This window comes from Bacillus sp. EU52 (genome assembly GCF_037964975.1).
Lineage (GTDB): Bacteria > Bacillota > Bacilli > Bacillales > Bacillaceae > Bacillus > Bacillus subtilis.
In genome coordinates this window covers 3,539,271-3,559,118 of sequence record NZ_CP150177.1, presented here as the reverse complement: position 1 = coordinate 3,559,118, position 19,848 = coordinate 3,539,271, and the positions used below count along the sequence as shown (strand labels likewise).

Annotated in this window: 20 protein-coding genes; 10 read left to right on the top strand and 10 right to left on the bottom strand. The window is 42.6% G+C overall.

Features of this window, described 5'->3' with window-relative positions:
- Positions 1–45: 45 nt before the first annotated feature.
- Together NSU05_RS18205 and NSU05_RS18200 are read left to right on the top strand one after the other, a co-directional pair.
- Positions 46–1,350, top strand: coding sequence for a spore coat protein CotH (locus tag NSU05_RS18205; protein ID WP_326253740.1), 1,305 nt, complete (start codon positions 46–48; stop codon positions 1,348–1,350).
- Positions 1,351–1,409: 59 nt separating this feature from the next.
- On the top strand, positions 1,410–2,087 hold the full coding sequence (locus NSU05_RS18200) for a DUF2642 domain-containing protein (RefSeq protein ID WP_038429749.1): 678 nt from the start codon (positions 1,410–1,412) through the stop codon (positions 2,085–2,087).
- A gap of 56 nt (positions 2,088–2,143) precedes the next feature.
- Here the strand turns inward: NSU05_RS18200 and NSU05_RS18195 are convergent, their stop codons facing one another.
- Complete coding sequence (locus tag NSU05_RS18195) at positions 2,144–3,472, bottom strand: arsenic transporter (protein WP_080529885.1); 1,329 nt, start codon at positions 3,470–3,472, stop codon at positions 2,144–2,146.
- A gap of 210 nt (positions 3,473–3,682) precedes the next feature.
- Positions 3,683–4,591, bottom strand: a complete 909-nt coding sequence (alsR, locus tag NSU05_RS18190; protein WP_003227859.1) for an acetoin biosynthesis transcriptional regulator AlsR — start codon at positions 4,589–4,591, stop codon at positions 3,683–3,685.
- 157 nt (positions 4,592–4,748) lie between these two features.
- Between alsR and alsS the strand changes: the two genes are divergently transcribed.
- From alsS to NSU05_RS18175, 3 genes are all read left to right on the top strand, one after another.
- Positions 4,749–6,461: an acetolactate synthase AlsS gene (gene alsS, locus NSU05_RS18185; RefSeq protein ID WP_014478171.1), complete on the top strand. Its 1,713-nt coding sequence runs from the start codon at positions 4,749–4,751 to the stop codon at positions 6,459–6,461.
- 61 nt (positions 6,462–6,522) lie between these two features.
- Positions 6,523–7,290, top strand: a complete 768-nt coding sequence (gene budA / locus NSU05_RS18180) for an acetolactate decarboxylase (protein ID WP_003244457.1) — start codon at positions 6,523–6,525, stop codon at positions 7,288–7,290.
- A 99-nt stretch (positions 7,291–7,389) separates the two neighbouring features.
- Positions 7,390–7,917 (top strand): NAD(P)H-dependent oxidoreductase, encoded by a 528-nt coding sequence (locus NSU05_RS18175; RefSeq protein WP_015714827.1) that lies wholly within the window; start codon positions 7,390–7,392, stop codon positions 7,915–7,917.
- 39 nt (positions 7,918–7,956) lie between these two features.
- Here the strand turns inward: NSU05_RS18175 and NSU05_RS18170 are convergent, their stop codons facing one another.
- From NSU05_RS18170 to NSU05_RS18135, 8 genes are all read right to left on the bottom strand, one after another.
- Complete coding sequence (locus tag NSU05_RS18170) at positions 7,957–8,253, bottom strand: DUF3892 domain-containing protein (RefSeq protein ID WP_003227867.1); 297 nt, start codon at positions 8,251–8,253, stop codon at positions 7,957–7,959.
- Between the two features lie 155 nt (positions 8,254–8,408).
- The gene (locus NSU05_RS18165) at positions 8,409–8,945 is read right to left on the bottom strand and encodes an SH3 domain-containing protein (protein ID WP_038429748.1); all 537 of its coding nucleotides are present in this window, start codon (positions 8,943–8,945) and stop codon (positions 8,409–8,411) included.
- Positions 8,946–9,026: 81 nt separating this feature from the next.
- Positions 9,027–9,944 (bottom strand): ribose ABC transporter substrate-binding protein RbsB, encoded by a 918-nt coding sequence (gene rbsB / locus NSU05_RS18160; protein ID WP_015714825.1) that lies wholly within the window; start codon positions 9,942–9,944, stop codon positions 9,027–9,029.
- 12 nt (positions 9,945–9,956) lie between these two features.
- The gene (gene rbsC, locus NSU05_RS18155; protein ID WP_038429747.1) at positions 9,957–10,925 is read right to left on the bottom strand and encodes a ribose ABC transporter permease RbsC; all 969 of its coding nucleotides are present in this window, start codon (positions 10,923–10,925) and stop codon (positions 9,957–9,959) included.
- Position 10,926: 1 nt separating this feature from the next.
- Positions 10,927–12,408 carry a ribose ABC transporter ATP-binding protein RbsA gene (gene rbsA, locus NSU05_RS18150; protein ID WP_032726997.1) on the bottom strand — a complete coding sequence of 494 codons (1,482 nt, stop codon included), beginning with the start codon at positions 12,406–12,408 and terminating at the stop codon, positions 10,927–10,929.
- Positions 12,409–12,423: 15 nt separating this feature from the next.
- Positions 12,424–12,819 carry a D-ribose pyranase gene (rbsD, locus tag NSU05_RS18145; RefSeq protein ID WP_003244175.1) on the bottom strand — a complete coding sequence of 132 codons (396 nt, stop codon included), beginning with the start codon at positions 12,817–12,819 and terminating at the stop codon, positions 12,424–12,426.
- A complete protein-coding gene (gene rbsK / locus NSU05_RS18140) occupies positions 12,816–13,697 on the bottom strand; it encodes a ribokinase (protein WP_009968280.1) in 882 nt (293 codons plus the stop codon). Before rbsK ends, rbsD begins: the two co-directional genes overlap by 4 nt.
- A 1-nt stretch (position 13,698) precedes the next feature.
- Positions 13,699–14,679: a LacI family DNA-binding transcriptional regulator gene (locus tag NSU05_RS18135; RefSeq protein ID WP_015714821.1), complete on the bottom strand. Its 981-nt coding sequence runs from the start codon at positions 14,677–14,679 to the stop codon at positions 13,699–13,701.
- A gap of 783 nt (positions 14,680–15,462) precedes the next feature.
- On the opposite strand from NSU05_RS18135, the gene pgsB reads away from it, so the two are divergent.
- The 5 genes from pgsB (at position 15,463) to pgdS (ending at position 19,833) form a co-directional block, all read left to right on the top strand.
- Positions 15,463–16,644: a poly-gamma-glutamate synthase PgsB gene (gene pgsB / locus NSU05_RS18130; protein ID WP_003227883.1), complete on the top strand. Its 1,182-nt coding sequence runs from the start codon at positions 15,463–15,465 to the stop codon at positions 16,642–16,644.
- A 14-nt stretch (positions 16,645–16,658) separates the two neighbouring features.
- Positions 16,659–17,108: a poly-gamma-glutamate biosynthesis protein PgsC gene (gene pgsC / locus NSU05_RS18125; protein WP_003227889.1), complete on the top strand. Its 450-nt coding sequence runs from the start codon at positions 16,659–16,661 to the stop codon at positions 17,106–17,108.
- Between the two features lie 18 nt (positions 17,109–17,126).
- Complete coding sequence (gene pgsA, locus NSU05_RS18120; RefSeq protein WP_003243306.1) at positions 17,127–18,269, top strand: capsular polyglutamate synthetase PgsA; 1,143 nt, start codon at positions 17,127–17,129, stop codon at positions 18,267–18,269.
- A gap of 14 nt (positions 18,270–18,283) precedes the next feature.
- On the top strand, positions 18,284–18,451 hold the full coding sequence (edmS, locus tag NSU05_RS18115; RefSeq protein ID WP_003227896.1) for an extrachromosomal elements maintenance protein EdmS: 168 nt from the start codon (positions 18,284–18,286) through the stop codon (positions 18,449–18,451).
- Positions 18,452–18,591: 140 nt separating this feature from the next.
- Positions 18,592–19,833 (top strand): gamma-DL-glutamyl hydrolase, encoded by a 1,242-nt coding sequence (pgdS, locus tag NSU05_RS18110; protein ID WP_038430050.1) that lies wholly within the window; start codon positions 18,592–18,594, stop codon positions 19,831–19,833.
- Positions 19,834–19,848 lie beyond the last annotated feature (15 nt).

The following is a 19,848-nucleotide window of genomic DNA, read 5'->3' as shown; positions in this document are numbered from 1 at the left end:
GCAGTATGTTTATCATCTATGTATAAGTGACTAGGAGGAATTTGAATGAGCAAGAGGAGAATGAAATATCATTCAAATAATGAAATATCGTATTATAACTTTTTGCACTCAATGAAAGATAAAATTGTTACTGTATATCGTGGAGGTCCGGAATCTAAAAAAGGAAAATTAACAGCTGTAAAATCAGATTATATAGCTTTACAAGCTGAAAAAAAAATAATTTATTATCAGTTGGAGCATGTGAAAAGTATTACTGAGGATACCAATAATAGCACCACAACAATTGAGACTGAGGAAATGCTCGATGCTGATGATTTTCATAGCTTAATCGGACATTTAATAAACCAATCAGTTCAATTTAACCAAGGGGGTCCGGAATCTAAAAAAGGAAGATTGGTCTGGCTGGGAGATGATTACGCTGCGTTAAACACAAATGAGGATGGGGTAGTGTATTTTAATATCCATCACATCAAAAGTATAAGTAAACACGAGCCTGATTTGAAAATAGAAGAGCAGACGCCAGTTGGAGTTTTGGAAGCTGATGATTTAAGCGAGGTTTTTAAGAGTCTGACTCATAAATGGGTTTCAATTAATCGTGGAGGTCCGGAAGCCATTGAGGGTATCCTTGTAGATAATGCCGACGGCCATTATACTATAGTGAAAAATCAAGAGGTGCTTCGCATCTATCCTTTTCACATAAAAAGCATTAGCTTAGGTCCAAAAGGGTCGTACAAAAAAGAGGATCAAAAAAATGAACAAAGTCAGGAAGACAATAATGATAAGGACAGCAATTCGTTCATTTCTTCAAAATCATATAGCTCATCAAAATCATCTAAACAATCACTAAAATCTTCGGATTATCAATCATCCAAATCTGGCCGTTCGTCACGTTCAAAAAGTTCTTCAAAATCATCTAAACGATCACTAAAATCTTCGGATTATCAATCATCCAAATCTGGCCGTTCGTCACGTTCAAAAAGTTCTTCAAAATCATCTAAACGATCACTAAAATCTTCGGATTATCAATCATCCAAATCTGACCGTTCGTCACGTTCAAAAAGTTCTTCAAAATCATCTAAACGATCATTAAAATCTTCAGATTATCAATCATCCAAATCTGACCGTTCGTCACGTTCAAAAAGTTCTTCAAAATCATCTAAACGATCATTAAAATCTTCAGATTATCAATCATCAAAATCATCTAAACGATCACCAAGATCATCAGATTATCAATCATCAAGATCACCAGGTTATTCAAGTTCCTTCAAAAGTTCAGAAAAACAAAAGGATGATTATAGCTATGAAACGATTGTCAGAACGATAGACTATCACTGGAAACGTAAATTTTAATAGATAATGGAGGAGCATCAGATTAAGTGATGCCCTTTTTCAGTTAAAGGAGGAGAATCGTGAAAGGTTTGAATCAATTCCTTAACACAGATGTTGAGGTTGTCATTTCAGGAGATACAAGGTTTGTCGGCACCCTCATAGATATCGGACAGGATATTTTTGTTATTTTTGATGGCTGCAATTATCTTTATATTCCCTTGTTGCATCTTCATCAAATGAACAAGGCGAAAATAATGACCAGTACTGAGAAGCCATTTTTGATCAATCCGGAAGATGCAATGATAGAGGCAGAAACTCAAGCTTTTTCATATAGAAATACATTAAACAAGGTCAAAGGCCAGTTTATTGAAGTTTATGTAACTGGGGGTCGATCGATCCATGGGTATGTTACAAATGTTTTAAACGATTATATTGTATTTTTCTCACCCGTATTTAAAATACTTTTTATATCTATGCATCATTTAAAATGGTTTACCCCTTATTCAACTGAACAAACACCGTATACTCTTGACAACTCACAATTGCCGGTCGTGCCTTCCAAAGTTCCTCTTGTGCGTAATTTTGAGGAGCAGATCAAAAAAAATATTGGTGAATTGGTCATATTTGATATGGGAGAGGTGCCAGAAAAAGTTGGTCTATTAAAGGATGTCTCTAATAATATCATTGAGCTTATTAACGCAAGTGGAGAGCCAGTCATTTGGAAGTTAAATCATCTAAAGACAATGCATCTTCCCTAGTGTATACAAAACTGCCCTCTTGAAAAGCAGAAGGCAGTTTTTCGTTTCATACTGTGCTAAAGAAATAACCAACTGATCCAAAAATATAAACATGTTAACGTAAAAAGAACAGTCAGCGGAATGATGATAATGGTCGTTTTTATATATTCGCCCCATGAAATACTTTCATCATGCTGTTTTAATATATGCATCCAAATAAGCGTTGCTAAGGTTCCCATAGGTAATAATAATGAACCGATATCACTGCCGATAATATTGGCCAAGTAGATGATTTTTGTTGCTGAAGGATTCAGGGTCATTTCAGTTAAGGTAAAAGTACTGATCATTAACGCTGGATGGTTGTTAAAGAGATTAGAAAAAACTGAAGTAGAGATACCTGATGCGAAAGTTGCATGGGCGAGGCTTCCAGAAACCACAGGTTCAAAATAATTCACAAGTAACTCTGTGAATCCAATATTATGCAGACCATAAATTAAGACATACATAGTAAAAGCGAATATAAAAATGTGCCAAGGCGATTTATATAACAAGTCTCTTGGGGAGGTTTTGAAATAAATCCATCTCCAGCTCAACAGGATAAAAGATCCGATGACAGCGACTAGAGGAACAGAAATACCGGTATATGATGCTGCAAATAGACTCATTCTGACGAGAAAAACAAATGCAAGCACAAACAACATGATTTTTGTTTGATTTCGTTCTGGTAAAGGAGCTGATGGCGAATGAAGAGGATGGTACCTTCTATGCCGCAGAGACTGAAAATGGCCCGGTATATCTGGCAGGTTCTTGGGAAGACGTTTATAAAAGAACATAAACAGTAGACAAGTCATAAAAATGAGTCCCATCATACTAGGGACAAACATCATGGCGGTGTGAAGATATAGATCCATTCCAATGATTTTGAGAGAAATTAAATTAACAATATTACTTACGCCAATCGGTGCGCTAGAGGCTGTGGCTATTAAAACACCGCTTAATAAATATGGGGCTTTTTGATGTTTTTTTAAACCTAAATATTTTAGTACAAGCAAAAGGATTGGAGTTGTGATCAAAATGCTCCCATCATTATTCAGGAAAATGGTCATGAGAAAGCAGAGCAAATTGGTTAGCCAAAAAAGCTTGATGCCTGAACCCTTGGATTGTTGGAGCAGTTTTGCAGCCACCCAATAAAAGAAACCAAAGCTTTCTAGTGCAATGGCCATAATCATAGTGGCAAGGATTGTAACCGATGCACCCGTGACTTTTGTTCCGATTTCCCCTAAGTCTGCCAATGACACACTTCCGCACAATAAAACCATTAAAGCGCCAAATGTGGCGGGGATAGCTTCATTTAGTCCTTTTGGTCTCCAGAAAATAAAAATCATTGTTACGAAAAAAGCGAGCAATGTGAATATGCCGGTGAACTCAATAATTTACTTCACCTCTCTATCTTTCATTTTTAAAATCAAACTAATGTCCTGCGCTTACTGATGTCCTTGCCAACTATTTGTACTGTATGTATACGTATACTGATATAAAGTTGTACTAAGCGATTATATTAAATTAATAAAAATTCCATAAGAATCCCAAAAGAAAAAAGAGATTGCAAGTATTGTTCATGTACCTGCATCACTCTCTTTAGTTCTTGTCTGCTGACAATTTGAAATATGAATAAAATGCTTTATAAGCGGATTATGATTGTCTTTGCGGTAAGCGATAACCCATTCTGCATTAAGCTGTATTTGGTCCATTTTTCGATAAGTAACATCCAAATTAAATAATTTTTTGGCTGAGGAAGGAACAAATGTCATACCAATTCCGGCACTGACTAAACCAATCACCATTTGATATTCTGTGGCTTCCTGGACAATGTTGGGTCTGAAGCCCGCTTGTTCACAGAACTGAATAAAATCCATGTATAGAGTAGGCCATGCTTCTTTAGCAACAGTAATAATTGGTTCATCTCTTAAATCCTCAATCGTAATTGATTCCTTAGAAGTCAATGGGTGTTGCTTAGGCAAAGCTAAAACACAAGGGCTGCTTTGGGCGGTTTCGATATGTAAAGCTGTATGCTGTAAGGGAGGATGAAGTATACCAATATCAATGTTGCCCTTTAGTAGCTCCTCCTGCTGCCTAGACGAGGATATTTCACGCAGTTCTATTTTCACAGATGGGAATTTTTTACGATATTCCCGGACAATCGGCGGCAGAAATTCATATGTAGCTGATCCGACAAAACCGATTACGAGAAGGCCTTGCTCGCCGCGGGCCGTCCGCTGTGCCAGTTCAATTCCTTGTCCGATTTGCATCAATGCCATGCGGCAATGATTTAAAAAGATTTCTCCTGCTGCGGTAAGCTCGACAAATCGTTTTGTCCTTTTCAGAAGCGTAACTCCGACTTCTTCCTCCAGCTGTTTGATCTGCTGGCTGAGAGGAGGCTGCGTCATGTTCAGCCGCCGGGCAGCCTTTCCGAAATGAAGCTCTTCGGCTACTGCGATAAAGTATTGAAGATGGCGAAGCTCCATTCAATATGCATTCCTTTCCATAGGTTAATAATTCGTATTACATATTAATCATAAGGCGAATCGATATTGGAGGTCAATTTCCAAAGAGTGTATAGTGAAACTTATCACAAGATATTTAAAATTTTACGTTTAAAATGCATAATAAGGAGTGAGGGTGTTGACAAAAGCAACAAAAGAACAAAAATCCCTTGTAAAAAACAGAGGGGCGGAGCTTGTTGTTGATTGCTTAGTGGAGCAAGGTGTCACACATGTATTTGGCATTCCAGGTGCAAAAATTGATGCGGTATTTGACGCTTTACAAGATAAAGGACCTGAAATTATCGTTGCCCGGCACGAACAAAACGCAGCATTCATGGCCCAAGCAGTCGGCCGTTTAACTGGAAAACCGGGAGTCGTGTTAGTCACATCAGGACCGGGTGCCTCTAACTTGGCAACAGGTCTGCTGACAGCGAACACTGAAGGAGACCCTGTCGTTGCGCTTGCTGGAAACGTGATCCGTGCAGATCGTTTAAAACGGACACATCAATCTTTGGATAATGCGGCGCTATTCCAGCCGATTACAAAATACAGTGTAGAAGTTCAAGATGTAAAAAATATACCGGAAGCTGTTACAAATGCATTTAGAATAGCGTCAGCAGGGCAGGCTGGGGCCGCTTTTGTGAGCTTTCCGCAAGATGTTGTGAATGAAGTCACAAATACGAAAAACGTGCGTGCTGTTGCAGCGCCAAAACTCGGTCCTGCAGCAGATGATGCAATCAGTGCGGCCATAGCAAAAATCCAAACAGCAAAACTTCCTGTCGTTTTGGTCGGCATGAAAGGCGGAAGACCGGAAGCAATTAAAGCGGTTCGCAAGCTTTTGAAAAAGGTTCAGCTTCCATTTGTTGAAACATATCAAGCTGCCGGTACCCTTTCTAGAGATTTAGAGGATCAGTATTTTGGCCGTATCGGTTTGTTCCGCAACCAGCCTGGCGATTTACTGCTAGAACAGGCAGATGTTGTTCTGACGATCGGCTATGACCCGATTGAATATGATCCGAAATTCTGGAATGTCAATGGAGACCGGACAATTATCCATTTAGACGAGATTATCGCTGACATTGATCATGCTTACCAGCCTGATCTTGAATTGATCGGTGACATTCCGTCCACGATCAATCATATCGAACACGATGCTGTGAAAGTAGAATTTGCAGAGCGTGAGCAGAAAATCCTTTCTGATTTAAAACAATATATGCATGAAGGTGAGCAGGTGCCTGCAGATTGGAAATCAGACAGAGCGCACCCTCTTGAAATCGTTAAAGAGTTGCGTAATGCAGTCGATGATCATGTTACAGTAACTTGCGATATCGGTTCGCACGCCATTTGGATGTCACGTTATTTCCGCAGCTACGAGCCGTTAACATTAATGATCAGTAACGGTATGCAAACACTCGGCGTTGCGCTTCCTTGGGCAATCGGCGCTTCATTGGTGAAACCGGGAGAAAAAGTGGTTTCTGTCTCTGGTGACGGCGGTTTCTTATTCTCAGCAATGGAATTAGAGACAGCAGTTCGACTAAAAGCACCAATTGTACACATTGTATGGAACGACAGCACATATGACATGGTTGCATTCCAGCAATTGAAAAAATATAACCGTACATCTGCGGTCGATTTCGGAAATATCGATATCGTGAAATATGCGGAAAGCTTCGGAGCAACTGGCTTGCGCGTAGAATCACCAGACCAGCTGGCAGATGTTCTGCGTCAAGGCATGAACGCTGAAGGTCCTGTCATCATCGATGTCCCGGTTGACTACAGTGATAACATTAATTTAGCAAGTGACAAGCTTCCGAAAGAATTCGGGGAACTCATGAAAACGAAAGCTCTCTAGCACTCTGCGCATCACGACACTGTTTTATGAACAGCACTAAATAAAAGGAGTGAAGGGAAATATGAAACGAGAAAGCAACATTCAAGTGCTCAGCCGTGGTCAAAAAGATCAGCCTGTGAGCCAGATTTATCAAGTATCAACAATGACTTCTCTATTAGACGGAGTATATGACGGAGATTTTGAACTGTCAGAGATTCCGAAATATGGAGACTTCGGTATCGGAACCTTTAACAAGCTTGACGGAGAGCTGATTGGGTTTGACGGCGAATTTTACCGTCTTCGCTCAGACGGAACCGCGACACCGGTCCAAAATGGAGACCGTTCACCGTTCTGTTCATTTACGTTCTTTACACCGGACATGACGCACAAAATTGATGCGAAAATGACACGCGAAGACTTTGAAAAAGAGATCAACAGCATGCTGCCAAGCAGAAACTTATTTTATGCAATTCGCATTGACGGATTGTTTAAAAAGGTGCAGACAAGAACAGTAGAACTTCAAGAAAAACCTTACGTGCCAATGGTTGAAGCGGTCAAAACACAGCCGATTTTCAACTTCGACAACGTGAGAGGAACGATTGTAGGTTTCTTGACACCAGCTTATGCAAACGGAATCGCCGTTTCTGGCTATCACCTGCACTTCATTGACGAAGGACGCAATTCAGGCGGACACGTTTTTGACTATGTGCTTGAGGATTGCACGGTTACGATTTCTCAAAAAATGAACATGAATCTCAGACTTCCGAACACAGCGGATTTCTTTAATGCGAATCTGGATAACCCTGATTTTGCGAAAGATATCGAAACAACTGAAGGAAGCCCTGAATAAAAGAAAAAAAGAAAGCCCCTTTTAGCAGGGCTTTCTTTTTATTTGGCTCTTTTCCTGATTTTAGATAAAATAACATCAAAACAGTAAAGGTGTGGTCTGATGAAAATATTGGTTTTGGCAGTGCATCCTCATATGGAGACCTCAGTTGTTAATAAGGCGTGGGCTGAGGAATTGAGTAAACATGACAATATCACAGTACGGGATCTTTATAAGGAATACCCGGATGAAGAAATAGATGTTGCGAAGGAACAGCAGCTGTGCGAGGAATACGATCGGATTGTCTTTCAATTCCCGCTATATTGGTACAGCTCTCCGCCGCTCTTGAAAAAATGGCAGGATCTTGTGCTGACTTACGGCTGGGCTTTTGGTTCAGAAGGAAATGCCTTGCATGGCAAGGAGCTGATGCTGGCTGTATCAACAGGGAGCGAAGCGGAAAAATATCAAGCGGGCGGAGCAAATCATTACTCGATCAGTGAGCTATTGAAACCATTTCAGGCCACGAGTAATCTGATCGGTATGAAGTATCTGCCTCCATATGTGTTCTATGGCGTGAATTATGCAGCTGCAGAGGATATTTCTCACAGTGCAAAACGGTTAGCCGAATACATTCAGCAGCCTTTTGTTTAAAAGAAAGCCCTGTCGAACATACGGCAGGGCTGTATTTGTTTAAAAATCCGGCAGCTCAGACAGGTTATTTTCCTTGATGCCGTCCGGTTCACTTCGCAAAATGTCACGCCCGTATTTATGGAAGACATCAACATGAGCGAGTTTTCCTGATTTTGCTTCTGACAGCGCAGTAGGATAGTCGAGCTCTCTTCCTGTATTGGTTTTCACTGCGATAATATTGTCTTCCTCATTTCTTCTAACCGCAATAATTTCTTCTTTTCCAGATGGAACATTTTCTTGATCGACAGTTGTTTGCCGGGCTTTATACGATTCATATGCTGCTTCAAATTGATCCATATTTACACCTCCGCTTTTTAGCGTGAACAAAAATGTTGATGATCATGTAAGTTTTCGACACAGCATACGACAATATTTCCTGAGAAATATCTTGGGAATGTGACAAATCAATTCATAATAAAAGGGATTCCGCATAAATGCGGAATCCCTCTCAGTTATTTTGTCATGTGTAAATCCTTTGATTTCATATAACCTGTCGCACCGCCGTAATCAACGAATACCCAATCAAAATCAAAACCGCCTTTATTCGTTTTACTCCAGCCTAAAAAAGAAACGCTTGTGCCTGCTGGAAGAGTCTTAATGCTCTTTCCGTCAGCGGATGTATATACTTTTGTTTTTGTTTTGGTTTTTACCGTTGTCGCTGCTTTAACAATGTAATGAGTGGATACAAATCCTGTTTTTCCATTTTTATACTGAACCTTTGCCCAGTCAGCATTTGAGAAGGAAATCAGCTTTAGGCTATCTCCTAAGTGCAGCGTATCGGCTTTTTGGCTTGATGCGGAAGCCTTCGTTCTGACATTTAGAGCCTCTGCTGATACCAAATAAGAATCAATCGGATAACTGTATAAATCATCAATGCTTACCGTTGTTTCTGGCTGTTGTGCATGGATCGTGCCAGCGCTCCCTACAGTAGCCGCAGTCATTCCAGCCGCAAGTGCTAAAGTTGAAAATAGTTTTGTTGGTTTGTTCATGCCGTTCCTCTCCTCACGTAAGAGAAATAATTCATTCTATAACTCTATTCACGTTATCGCAGGTTCCTAAACATCAGACAATTATTTTTGTGTTTCTAGTTTGAGAGGCGCGGATATTGTTTTTTGCACTTTTTTTCCGTGCAAAATATCATCTGCTGCTTCTGTAGCCAGTTTACCGATTAACTCAGGCTGCTGAGCGACGGTGGCTGACAGCTTTCCGTCTTTAATGGAAGCGAGCGCATCTTTATTGCCGTCAAAACCGATCACCAATATGTCTTTCCCCGAGCTGTTAATTGCCTCGAGAGCACCGAGCGCCATTTCATCGTTGTGAGCAAAAACAGCTTGGATATCAGGATGTCCCTGCAGCAGGTTTTCCATGACAGTCAGGCCTTTCGTGCGATCAAAATCAGCTGATTGTTTTGTGACAACATGGAGCTTTTGGTCTGCGATGTTATGGAAGCCTGAGCCGCGTTCCCGTGTGGCAGATGCGCCGGGGACGCCTTCAAGCTCTGCCACCTTTGCTCCTTTTCCAAGTTTGTCGGCAATAAACGCCGCGGCCATTTCACCGCCTTTTACATTATCGGAAGCAACGAGGGTTTCAACTTTTCCTTGTTCGGCAGATCGATCGATTGTTACGACGGGCACACCGACTGCGTTTGCAGATTCTACTGCCGTTGAGATCGCCGAAGAATCAGTCGGGTTGATTAATAATGCATCAACACCTTGCTGAATTAAATCTTCCACGTCACTTGTCTGTTTCGATGAATCATTTTGTGCATCAACAATGATGACTTTCATTCCCCGTTTTTTAGCTTCTTTTTCGATACCCTTTTTTAATGATACAAAAAAAGGATTATTAAGCGTTGAGACGGACAAGCCAATGGTGAATTCCTTTTTGTTCCCCGAGTTTGACGGCTTTGCCCATTGGGGAGGCTCAAGCGAACAGGCGGTTAACAAAAATAATGATAACGTTAAAATGACGGATACAGCCTTTTTCATGTGAAAACCCTCCTAAGCTGACTTCTTGCGGTCTAATAATACCGCAATTAAGATAACAATCCCTTTGACAACCAGCTGATAAAATGATGAAACGCCAAGCAGATTAAGTCCGTTATTAAGTGTGCCGATGATCAGGACCCCGATCAAAGTGCCGACAATGCGTCCGCGGCCGCCAGAAAGACTTGTTCCGCCTAAGACGACTGCCGCGATAGCATCAAGTTCGTACGATTCCCCCGCAGTCGGCTGGGCCGAATGCAGGCGGGAAGTCAATATGGCACCTGCAAGAGCGGATAAAAGCCCGGCTAAAGAATAGATCATCACTTTCACGCGCGTCACTTTGATGCCTGAAATGAGCGCGGCTTTTTCGTTGCCGCCGATAGCGTACGTTCGGCGTCCGAATGGTGTTTTATGAAGAAGCACCCAAAGGATGACAAAGGCAAGAACCATCGTAATTGCCGGTACAGGAATGCCTAAAAAGTAACCGCGTCCGAACATCTGAAAACCGTAGTTTGTGCCAAGTCCGGTAATCGGATTTCCATCTGTATACACTAGCGTCAGTCCGCGAAACACAGTCATGGTCGCAAGCGTGGCGATAAAGGGCGCCATTTTTCCTTTAGTAATCAATAATCCGTTGATCATGCCTAGTACGGCACCAATGATACAGCCAAGGATGATCGCGAGAACCGGATCGACACCGGACACAATCATCCCCGCAACTAAAGCGCTGGACAGGGCAAGAATAGCGCCAACAGAAAGATCAATGCCGCCTGTCAAAATGACAAAGGTCATCCCGAACGCGATTAATCCGTTAATGGCGACCTGGCGAAGCAGGTTTAAAATATTCAGCGGTTCAAGAAAGCTGGGATTTAAAATAGATACAATGATAACGAGAATAAATAAACCAAGAAACGGGCCGAGTTTTTGCATGACTCCGTCGAAGTTAATCCGTTTTTGTTCTGTTTGCAGTTGTTCCGTTTTCATATTACCGCCCTCCCGTGGCAAGTGTCATAATTCGTTCTTGCGTTGCTTCTCGCGCATGGATTTCTCCGCTGATTCTGCCTTCATGGACAACGATAATCCGATCGCTCATTCCCAGAATTTCAGGAAGCTCTGATGACACCATGATGATAGCGACGCCGCGTTCGGTCAGCTCATTCATCAGCGTATAAATCTCTCGTTTGGCGCCAACATCCACACCTCTGGTTGGCTCATCCAAGATAAGCACTTTCGGTCCGATGCCGATCCACTTGGCTATCACCACTTTTTGCTGGTTTCCTCCTGATAAATGGCGTGCGTGCGTTTCCGGTGATGCTGTTTTGATAGTGAGGCGTTTGATTAACAGATCGACAAATTCAGCCTCCCGCTTATGATCAATGAGACCCTTTGGTGAGAAGCTGGACAGATTGGGCAGGGCAATATTTTCGCGGATTGAGGTGTCGAGCAGGAGCCCTTCATCCTTGCGATTCTCTGTAATAAAGCCGAGACCTTTTTTCACGGCTTCCTGCGGGTTCTTAATAGCCGTTTTTTTCCCAGCGATCCATATCTCACCCGTGTCCAGCCTGTCAACGCCGAACAGCGCTCTCATCATTTCTGTCCGGCCGGCTCCCATTAATCCTGAAACACCGACGATCTCACCGGAACGCACATAAAAGCTGACGTCCTCAAAACTCCCTTTTACGGAAGCATTTTTCACCTCGAATACTTTGTCACCGAGAGAAGGAGTGCGTTTTGGATATCGTTCAGTCAGCTCCCGTCCGACCATTTTTTTGACGACTTCATCAAAATCAGTTTCTGAGATGTTTGTTGTATCTACCGTTTTTCCGTCACGCATGATGGTAATTCTGTCGCAAATCGCAAAAATTTCTTCCATGCGATGCGAAATATAGACAATGGAGACGCCGTTCTTTTTTAACGCTGTAATGACCTCAAAGAGCTTGCTGATTTCACGTTCAGTCAACGCTGCGGTCGGTTCATCCATAATGATGACCTCGGCATTTGTCATAAGCGCTTTTGCGATTTCGATCATTTGCTGCTGTCCGACGGAACATTCGCCGGCTTCTTGATCAAGAGAAAGAGAGACGGAGAGTTTGTCAAATTGCTCTTTTGCTAGCGCTTTCATTTTTCTTGTTTGTAAAACGCCCAGCTTGGAGGATATCTCCTTACCAATAAATAGATTCTCAAGAACGGTCATTTCCGGCCAGATATTCAGTTCCTGATGGATAAAGGCTATTCCATGCTGTTCCGCTTCTTTTGGATTGGAAAAATACGTTTCGTTTCCGTTTATGCTGATTTGACCATGATCCGATTTGTGCAGGCCTGTCAAAATGTTCATAAGCGTGGACTTGCCGGCGCCGTTTTCTCCCATTAATGCGTGAACCTCGCCAGGCATGAGCTGAAAGGAAACACCTGACAGCACCTGGTTTTTTCCGAATGCTTTATGAATGTCTTTCATTTCAATCTGCATGTTTCATCTTCCTTTCTAGAAAAGTACACCTGCCTGCAGGATGCAGTTGGCATATGGTGTGAATTCTCCTGTTCTTATGACTGCCTTTGCATCTTTTGTCAGCAGCTTAAACTCCTCGTGAGAAAGGTATTCAATCTCTTGTTCAGAGAAAAGATTTTCTAGAAATTTCGCATTCTCCTGATTGGATGCTTTTATTTCAGCTGCAGCAATGACTTTTTCGACCGCCATTTCCTCAGCCAGTACTGCCGCTGTATCTTGGAAAGCCGGAAGGCCCGGCTTCAGTGAAAGATCAATTTTCAAAACGCCGTCAGGAACCGGCAGTCCGGCATCCGCGATGACAATTTTATCAGTGTGGCCAAGGTCGGCTAAAATCTTGGCAAGATGGCTGTTCAGTATACCGTGTTTTTTCATGACAGCAGCTCCTCTACTTCATTTCTTGTCGGCATTCCGCCTTGGGCACCGAAGGAGCAGACAGAAAGGGAAGCGGCACGATTGGCAAACCGCAATGCGGCTTCAATGTCTTTTCCCTCAGCCAGGGCCACGGCAAATGCTGCGTTAAACGTATCACCGGCTCCGGTTGTATCAACGGGTTCTACAGGGAAGGACGGGATGAGCACCTCTTTGCTGCCAGCCGAATAGCGGACGCCTTGTTTTCCTTCCGTAATAAAGAGCTTTGCCGGATAAAGCGCCAGAGCTTCGGAAATGGTAAGCTCAGGGAATAAAATCGAAGCCTCGTGTTCATTCGGCGTCAGATAGGTAGCGTGATCAATTGTTTCCTGCTTGAGCGGGCGGGCCGGTGCTGGGTTTAGTATGATCGGGATATCGTGAGAATGGCAGTATTTGCACACCTCATCAACCGTTTCTTCTGGGATTTCCTGCTGAATCAGCACCATATCGACCTTTTCAATCTGTTCGAGCGCGTTTAACGCATACGCTGGGGTGATGTCATCGTTCGCGCCTTTGACAACGACAATGCTGTTGTCGCCTTCAGCAAGCACAATATGAGCGGTTCCGCTTTCCGTATGTGTAACCGGTTCCATATAATCAGTGCGAACGCCGTTAGCTTTGAGATTATTCAAAATAGCTGTTCCATAATGATCGTCTCCAACTTTGCCGACCATAAACACTTGCGCCCCAAGTCTGGCTGCGGCAACGGCCTGATTTGCTCCTTTGCCGCCCGGCACAGTCTGAAATGACGTGCCAAGAACCGTTTCACCGGCTTTTGGGCGTTTGTCCGAGGTGACCACTAAATCCATAGAACAGCTACCAATCACACAAATATTACGCATCTTAATCTTCCTTTCTTGTCGTCTTTCTTCCTATATAGGTGACAGGCATTTGAATTGCCGTTTCTGCCAGCGGCTGTTTTTTGATGATACCCAAAAGCAGTTTGGCAGCTTCTCTCCCCATATCATATGCGGGCTGTTTAATTGTAGAAAGTGGCGGGAACAGAAGTCCGCTTTGCGGAATGTCATCATAGCCGATAATTTGAATGTCCTCCGGCACGTTTTTTCCGCGCCGCAATGCTTCATGTAAAACGGCAGCGGCTTGAATATCATTACTCGCGATCACACCATCTGTCGCTGGATAAGCGGCAAACAGCTCCTTCGCCATCGATTGTGCATCTTTAATTGAAAATGAAGCTGTCTCAATGACCTGAAAATCAACTTCAGCCTGCTTTAAGATTTCCAAAGCGCCGTTAAATCGGTCTTGAGCGGTCGGCAGGTGAGCAGGTCCTCTCAAGAGCGTAATGCGCTGGCTTTTTCCGTGAATGATAGCCTGAGCGGCTAACTTTCCTCCTGTATAGCCGTCACTGGACACAGAAGGAGCCCCTTCAAGTGTTCTGTCCAGAAAAACAACTGGATAATTCATGCCGCTGTATTCCTCGAGATCCGGGTAATTTGTTGCGGCAATAATGCCTGCGACATGATTTTGCTTAAAGGTTTGAAGGTATTCAAGTTCTTTTTTCAATTCCTCGTCACTGTTGCCGAAAATAAGGCGATAGCCTTCCCGGTTCAATTCATCCTCCGCACCGCGGGCAAGCTGGGGGAAGAAAGGGTTTGTGATATCCGGGAGCAAAAGTCCGATCAGTCGGGATTCTCTTTTATATAGAGATCTGGCGACTTCATTCGGGTAATAGTTCAGCTTCGCCATCGCCGCTATGACACGCGTTCGCGTTTCTTCGTGTACATAGCCATTATCATTCAGGACGCGGGAAACCGTCGCAACTGAAACGCCCGCCGCTCCGGCGACATCTTTAATTGTAGCCAAAACAGCTCCTCCTTGTTTATGTAACCGTTTACACAGATAGATTATCATGAACAATCCGAAGTTAGCAATAAAAATATCAAAAGAAATCTACTTGTAAATTGTATATAAAATTGAAAAATTTAAGGTTTTCACTCTTTTTTTGACAAAGTCTTCACAAATATGGATGAAGATTTCTTGAACAAATATTAAGTTTTATTAAAATTGTTTCAAAGTCATGCGTTTAGACCTGTAAATGGTGAGAAACAGAAAAGACTATCATCCCAGAAAATGTTTAATTATGTTAGAGAATTCGGACTCGTATGTTTAGCGTTTTCATCTCGAACCTCCTTAGTCATTTTGGAATGGGCCTCATATTGCTTATTCCATGCAGAAAGGATGACATTATGACCTTGTCCTTAAGAAACAGGATAAAACTATTTTGTGTTCATAAGAACCGGAAACACGCATGATAGCAGGAGATACTTGATAACACAGGCTGAAAAAAAGATTGATTTGAAATGCATATTAAACACAAACACCAGGGTGTGACTATACGTCCAGAAGGATATCAGGGGAAAAATGAAAGCGCATTCTCTTCGATTTTTAAAAAAAGTGATGAGGTATAAGTCCTGCTGTTTTCCAAAAATAGAAAACAGTTTGTAGGTATAAAATCTCTTTCAAAAGAGAAGTTTGGCTTAGTCGATTAGGGAAGATTATGTTACATAATGCCGATTGAGAATTCATAGTGATTCTATATACTGATGAATGAATTTACAACAATATAGAAGGAGATGTCGAAAAGCAATGTGGTTACTCATTATAGCCTGTGCTGTCATACTGGTCATCGGAATATTAGAAAAACGACGACATCAGAAAAACATTGATGCCCTCCCTGTTCGGGTGAATATTAACGGCATCCGCGGAAAATCGACTGTGACAAGGCTGACAACCGGAATATTAATAGAAGCCGGTTACAAGACTGTTGGAAAAACAACAGGAACAGATGCAAGAATGATTTACTGGGACACACCGGAGGAAAAGCCGATTAAACGGAAACCTCAGGGGCCGAATATCGGAGAGCAAAAAGAAGTCATGAGAGAAACAGTAGAAAGAGGGGCTAACGCGATTGTCAGTGAATGCATGGCTGTTAACCCAGATTATCAAATCATCTTTCAGGAAGAACTTCTGCAGGCCAATATCGGCGTCATTGTGAATGTTTTAGAAGACCATATGGATGTCATGGGGCCGACGCTTGATGAAATTGCAGAAGCGTTTACCGCTACAATTCCTTATAATGGCCATCTTGTCATTACAGATAGTGAATATACCGAGTTCTTTAAACAAAAAGCAAAAGAACGAAACACAAAAGTCATCATTGCTGATAACTCAAAAATTACAGATGAGTATTTACGTAAATTTGAATACATGGTATTCCCTGATAACGCTTCTCTGGCGCTGGGTGTGGCTCAAGCACTCGGCATTGACGAAGAAACAGCATTTAAGGGAATGCTGAATGCGCCGCCAGATCCGGGAGCAATGAGAATTCTTCCGCTGATCAGTCCGAGCGAGCCTGGGCACTTTGTTAATGGGTTTGCCGCAAACGACGCTTCTTCTACTTTGAATATATGGAAACGTGTAAAAGAAATCGGTTACCCGACCGATGATCCGATCATCATTATGAACTGCCGCGCAGACCGTGTCGATCGGACACAGCAATTCGCAAATGACGTATTGCCTTATATTGAAGCAAGTGAACTGATCTTAATCGGTGAAACAACAGAACCGATCGTAAAAGCCTACGAAGAAGGCAAAATTCCTGCAGACAAACTGCATGATCTAGAGTATAAGTCAACAGATGAAATTATGGAATTGTTAAAGAAAAGAATGCACAACCGTGTCATATATGGCGTCGGCAATATTCATGGTGCCGCAGAGCCTTTAATTGAAAAAATCCACGAATACAAGGTTAAGCAGCTCGTAAGCTAGGGGGAAATGCAAACATGTTCGGATCAGATTTATACATCGCACTAATTTTAGGTGTACTACTCAGTTTAATTTTTGCGGAAAAAACAGGGATCGTGCCGGCAGGACTTGTTGTACCGGGATATTTAGGACTTGTGTTTAATCAGCCGGTCTTTATTTTACTTGTTTTGCTAGTGAGCTTGCTCACTTATGTTATTGTGAAATACGGTTTATCCAAATTTATGATTTTGTATGGACGCAGAAAATTCGCTGCCATGCTGATAACAGGGATCGTCCTAAAAATCGCGTTTGATTTTCTATACCCGATTGTACCATTTGAAATCGCAGAATTTCGAGGAATCGGCATCATCGTGCCAGGTTTAATTGCCAATACCATTCAGAAACAAGGTTTAACCATTACGTTCGGAAGCACGCTGCTATTGAGCGGAGCGACCTTTGCAATCATGTTTGTTTACTACTTAATTTAATGTAAGGTGTGTCAAACGATGAAAAAAGAACTGAGCTTTCATGAAAAGCTGCTAAAGCTGACAAAACAGCAAAAAAAGAAAACCAATAAGCACGTATTTATTGCCATTCCGATCGTTTTTGTCCTTATGTTCGCTTTCATGTGGGCGGGAAAAGCGGAAACGCCGAAGGTCAAAACGTATTCTGACGACGTACTCTCAGCCTCATTTGTAGGCGATATTATGATGGGACGCTATGTTGAAAAAGTAACGGAGCAAAAAGGGGCAGACAGTATTTTTCAATATGTTGAACCGATCTTTAGAGCCTCGGATTATGTAGCAGGAAACTTTGAAAACCCGGTAACCTATCAAAAGAATTATAAACAAGCAGATAAAGAGATTCATCTGCAGACGAATAAGGAATCAGTGAAAGTCTTGAAGGACATGAATTTCACGGTTCTCAACAGCGCAAACAACCACGCAATGGATTACGGCGTTCAGGGCATGAAAGATACGCTTGGAGAATTTGCGAAGCAAAACCTTGATATCGTTGGAGCGGGATACAGCTTAAGTGATGCGAAAAAGAAAATTTCGTACCAGAAAGTCAACGGGGTAACGATTGCGACGCTTGGCTTTACCGATGTGTCCGGGAAAGGTTTCGCGGCTAAAAAGAATACGCCGGGCGTGCTGCCCGCAGATCCTGAAATCTTCATCCCTATGATTTCAGAAGCGAAAAAACATGCTGACATTGTTGTTGTGCAGTCACACTGGGGCCAAGAGTATGACAATGATCCAAACGACCGCCAGCGCCAGCTTGCAAGAGCCATGTCTGATGCGGGAGCTGACATCATCGTCGGCCATCACCCGCACGTCTTAGAACCGATTGAAGTATATAACGGAACCGTCATTTTCTACAGCCTCGGCAACTTTGTCTTTGACCAAGGCTGGACGAGAACAAGAGACAGTGCACTGGTTCAGTATCACCTGAAGAAAAATGGAACAGGACGCTTTGAAGTGACACCGATCGATATCCATGAAGCGACACCTGCGCCTGTGAAAAAAGACAGCCTTAAACAGAAAACCATTATTCGCGAACTGACGAAAGACTCTAATTTCGCTTGGAAAGTAGAAGACGGAAAACTGACGTTTGATATTGATCATAGTGACAAACTAAAATCTAAATAATCGGAGTGATAAAGATGAAATTTGTCAAAGCCATCTGGCCGTTTGTTGCCGTAGCCATCGTGTTCATGTTTATGTCAGCTTTTAAATTCAATGATCAGCTGACAGATCAGGAAAAACAGAAGATTGATATGGAAATGAATAAAATCCAGCAGCAGGAAGAACCGGTAAACGCCAATAAATAATTCAAAAAAGAGAGTGTCTGATGAGACACTCTCTTTTTATTTGCCCAGCATATTCATTCTGTAAAAATATTAAAAAGTCTCTTAACATATTCAAAAAAATACCGATGTTAAAACTGCAAAAAGAGGAGGAGATAATAAAAGTGAACACACTGGCAAACTGGAAGAAGTTTTTGCTTGTGGCGGTTATCATTTGTTTTTTGGTTCCAATTATGACAAAAGCGGAGATTGCGGAAGCTGATACATCATCAGAATTGATTGTCAGCGAAGCAAAAAACCTGCTTGGATATCAGTATAAATATGGCGGGGAAACGCCGAAAGAGGGTTTCGATCCATCAGGATTGATACAATATGTGTTCAGTAAGGCTGATATTCATCTGCCGAGATCTGTAAACGACCAGTATAAAATCGGAACAGCTGTAAAGCCGGAAAACCTGAAGCCGGGTGATATTTTGTTTTTCAAGAAAGAGGGAAGCACCGGCACTGTTCCGACACATGACGCCCTTTATATCGGAGACGGCCAAATGGTTCACAGTACACAGTCAAAAGGGGTTATCATCACCAATTACAAACAAAGCAGCTATTGGAGCGGAACTTATATCGGGGCGAGACGAATCGCTGCCGATCCGGCAACGGCTGATGTTCCTGTCGTTCAGGAGGCCGAAAAATATATCGGTGTCCCATATGTGTTTGGCGGAAGCACGCCGTCAGAGGGCTTTGATTGCTCGGGGCTTGTGCAATATGTGTTTCAACAGGCACTTGGCATTTATCTGCCGCGATCAGCCGAACAGCAGTGGGCAGTGGGCGAGAAGGTAGCCCCTCAGAACATAAAGCCTGGTGATGTCGTCTATTTCAGCAATACGTATAAAACGGGAATTTCACATGCAGGCATTTATGCGGGCGCAGGCAGGTTCATTCAGGCAAGCCGGTCAGAAAAAGTAACCATTTCCTATTTGTCAGAGGATTACTGGAAATCGAAGATGACGGGTATTCGCCGATTTGACAACCTGACAATCCCGAAAGAAAATCCGATTGTTTCCGAAGCGACGCTTTATGTCGGAGAAGTGCCTTACAAACAGGGCGGAGTAACACCTGAGACAGGATTTGATACAGCTGGATTTGTCCAATATGTCTACCAGAAAGCAGCTGGCATTTCCCTGCCTCGATACGCAACAAGCCAGTACAATGCCGGAACTAAGATTGAGAAGGCGGACCTGAAGCCGGGAGACATTGTGTTCTTTCAATCAACAAGCTTAAATCCCTCCATCTATATCGGAAACGGACAAGTTGTTCATGTCACATTATCAAACGGCGTGACCATCACCAATATGAACACGAGCACATATTGGAAGGATAAATACGCAGGAAGTATACGGGTGCAATAAAAGAAAAAGACTCCA

What these genes read in the sequence shown, in the direction of transcription:
- NSU05_RS18205 (WP_326253740.1), top strand. Translation starts at nt 46, where the DNA reads ATGAGCAAGAGGAGAATGAAATATCATTCAAATAATGAAATATCGTAT.
- alsR (WP_003227859.1), bottom strand. Translation starts at nt 4,591, where the DNA reads ATGGAGCTTCGCCATCTTCAATACTTTATCGCAGTAGCCGAAGAGCTT.
- budA (WP_003244457.1), top strand. Translation starts at nt 6,523, where the DNA reads ATGAAACGAGAAAGCAACATTCAAGTGCTCAGCCGTGGTCAAAAAGAT.
- NSU05_RS18175 (WP_015714827.1), top strand. Translation starts at nt 7,390, where the DNA reads ATGAAAATATTGGTTTTGGCAGTGCATCCTCATATGGAGACCTCAGTT.
- NSU05_RS18170 (WP_003227867.1), bottom strand. Translation starts at nt 8,253, where the DNA reads ATGGATCAATTTGAAGCAGCATATGAATCGTATAAAGCCCGGCAAACA.
- NSU05_RS18165 (WP_038429748.1), bottom strand. Translation starts at nt 8,945, where the DNA reads ATGAACAAACCAACAAAACTATTTTCAACTTTAGCACTTGCGGCTGGA.
- rbsB (WP_015714825.1), bottom strand. Translation starts at nt 9,944, where the DNA reads ATGAAAAAGGCTGTATCCGTCATTTTAACGTTATCATTATTTTTGTTA.
- rbsC (WP_038429747.1), bottom strand. Translation starts at nt 10,925, where the DNA reads ATGAAAACGGAACAACTGCAAACAGAACAAAAACGGATTAACTTCGAC.
- rbsA (WP_032726997.1), bottom strand. Translation starts at nt 12,408, where the DNA reads ATGCAGATTGAAATGAAAGACATTCATAAAGCATTCGGAAAAAACCAG.
- rbsD (WP_003244175.1), bottom strand. Translation starts at nt 12,819, where the DNA reads ATGAAAAAACACGGTATACTGAACAGCCATCTTGCCAAGATTTTAGCC.
- rbsK (WP_009968280.1), bottom strand. Translation starts at nt 13,697, where the DNA reads ATGCGTAATATTTGTGTGATTGGTAGCTGTTCTATGGATTTAGTGGTC.
- pgsB (WP_003227883.1), top strand. Translation starts at nt 15,463, where the DNA reads ATGTGGTTACTCATTATAGCCTGTGCTGTCATACTGGTCATCGGAATA.
- pgsC (WP_003227889.1), top strand. Translation starts at nt 16,659, where the DNA reads ATGTTCGGATCAGATTTATACATCGCACTAATTTTAGGTGTACTACTC.
- pgsA (WP_003243306.1), top strand. Translation starts at nt 17,127, where the DNA reads ATGAAAAAAGAACTGAGCTTTCATGAAAAGCTGCTAAAGCTGACAAAA.
- edmS (WP_003227896.1), top strand. Translation starts at nt 18,284, where the DNA reads ATGAAATTTGTCAAAGCCATCTGGCCGTTTGTTGCCGTAGCCATCGTG.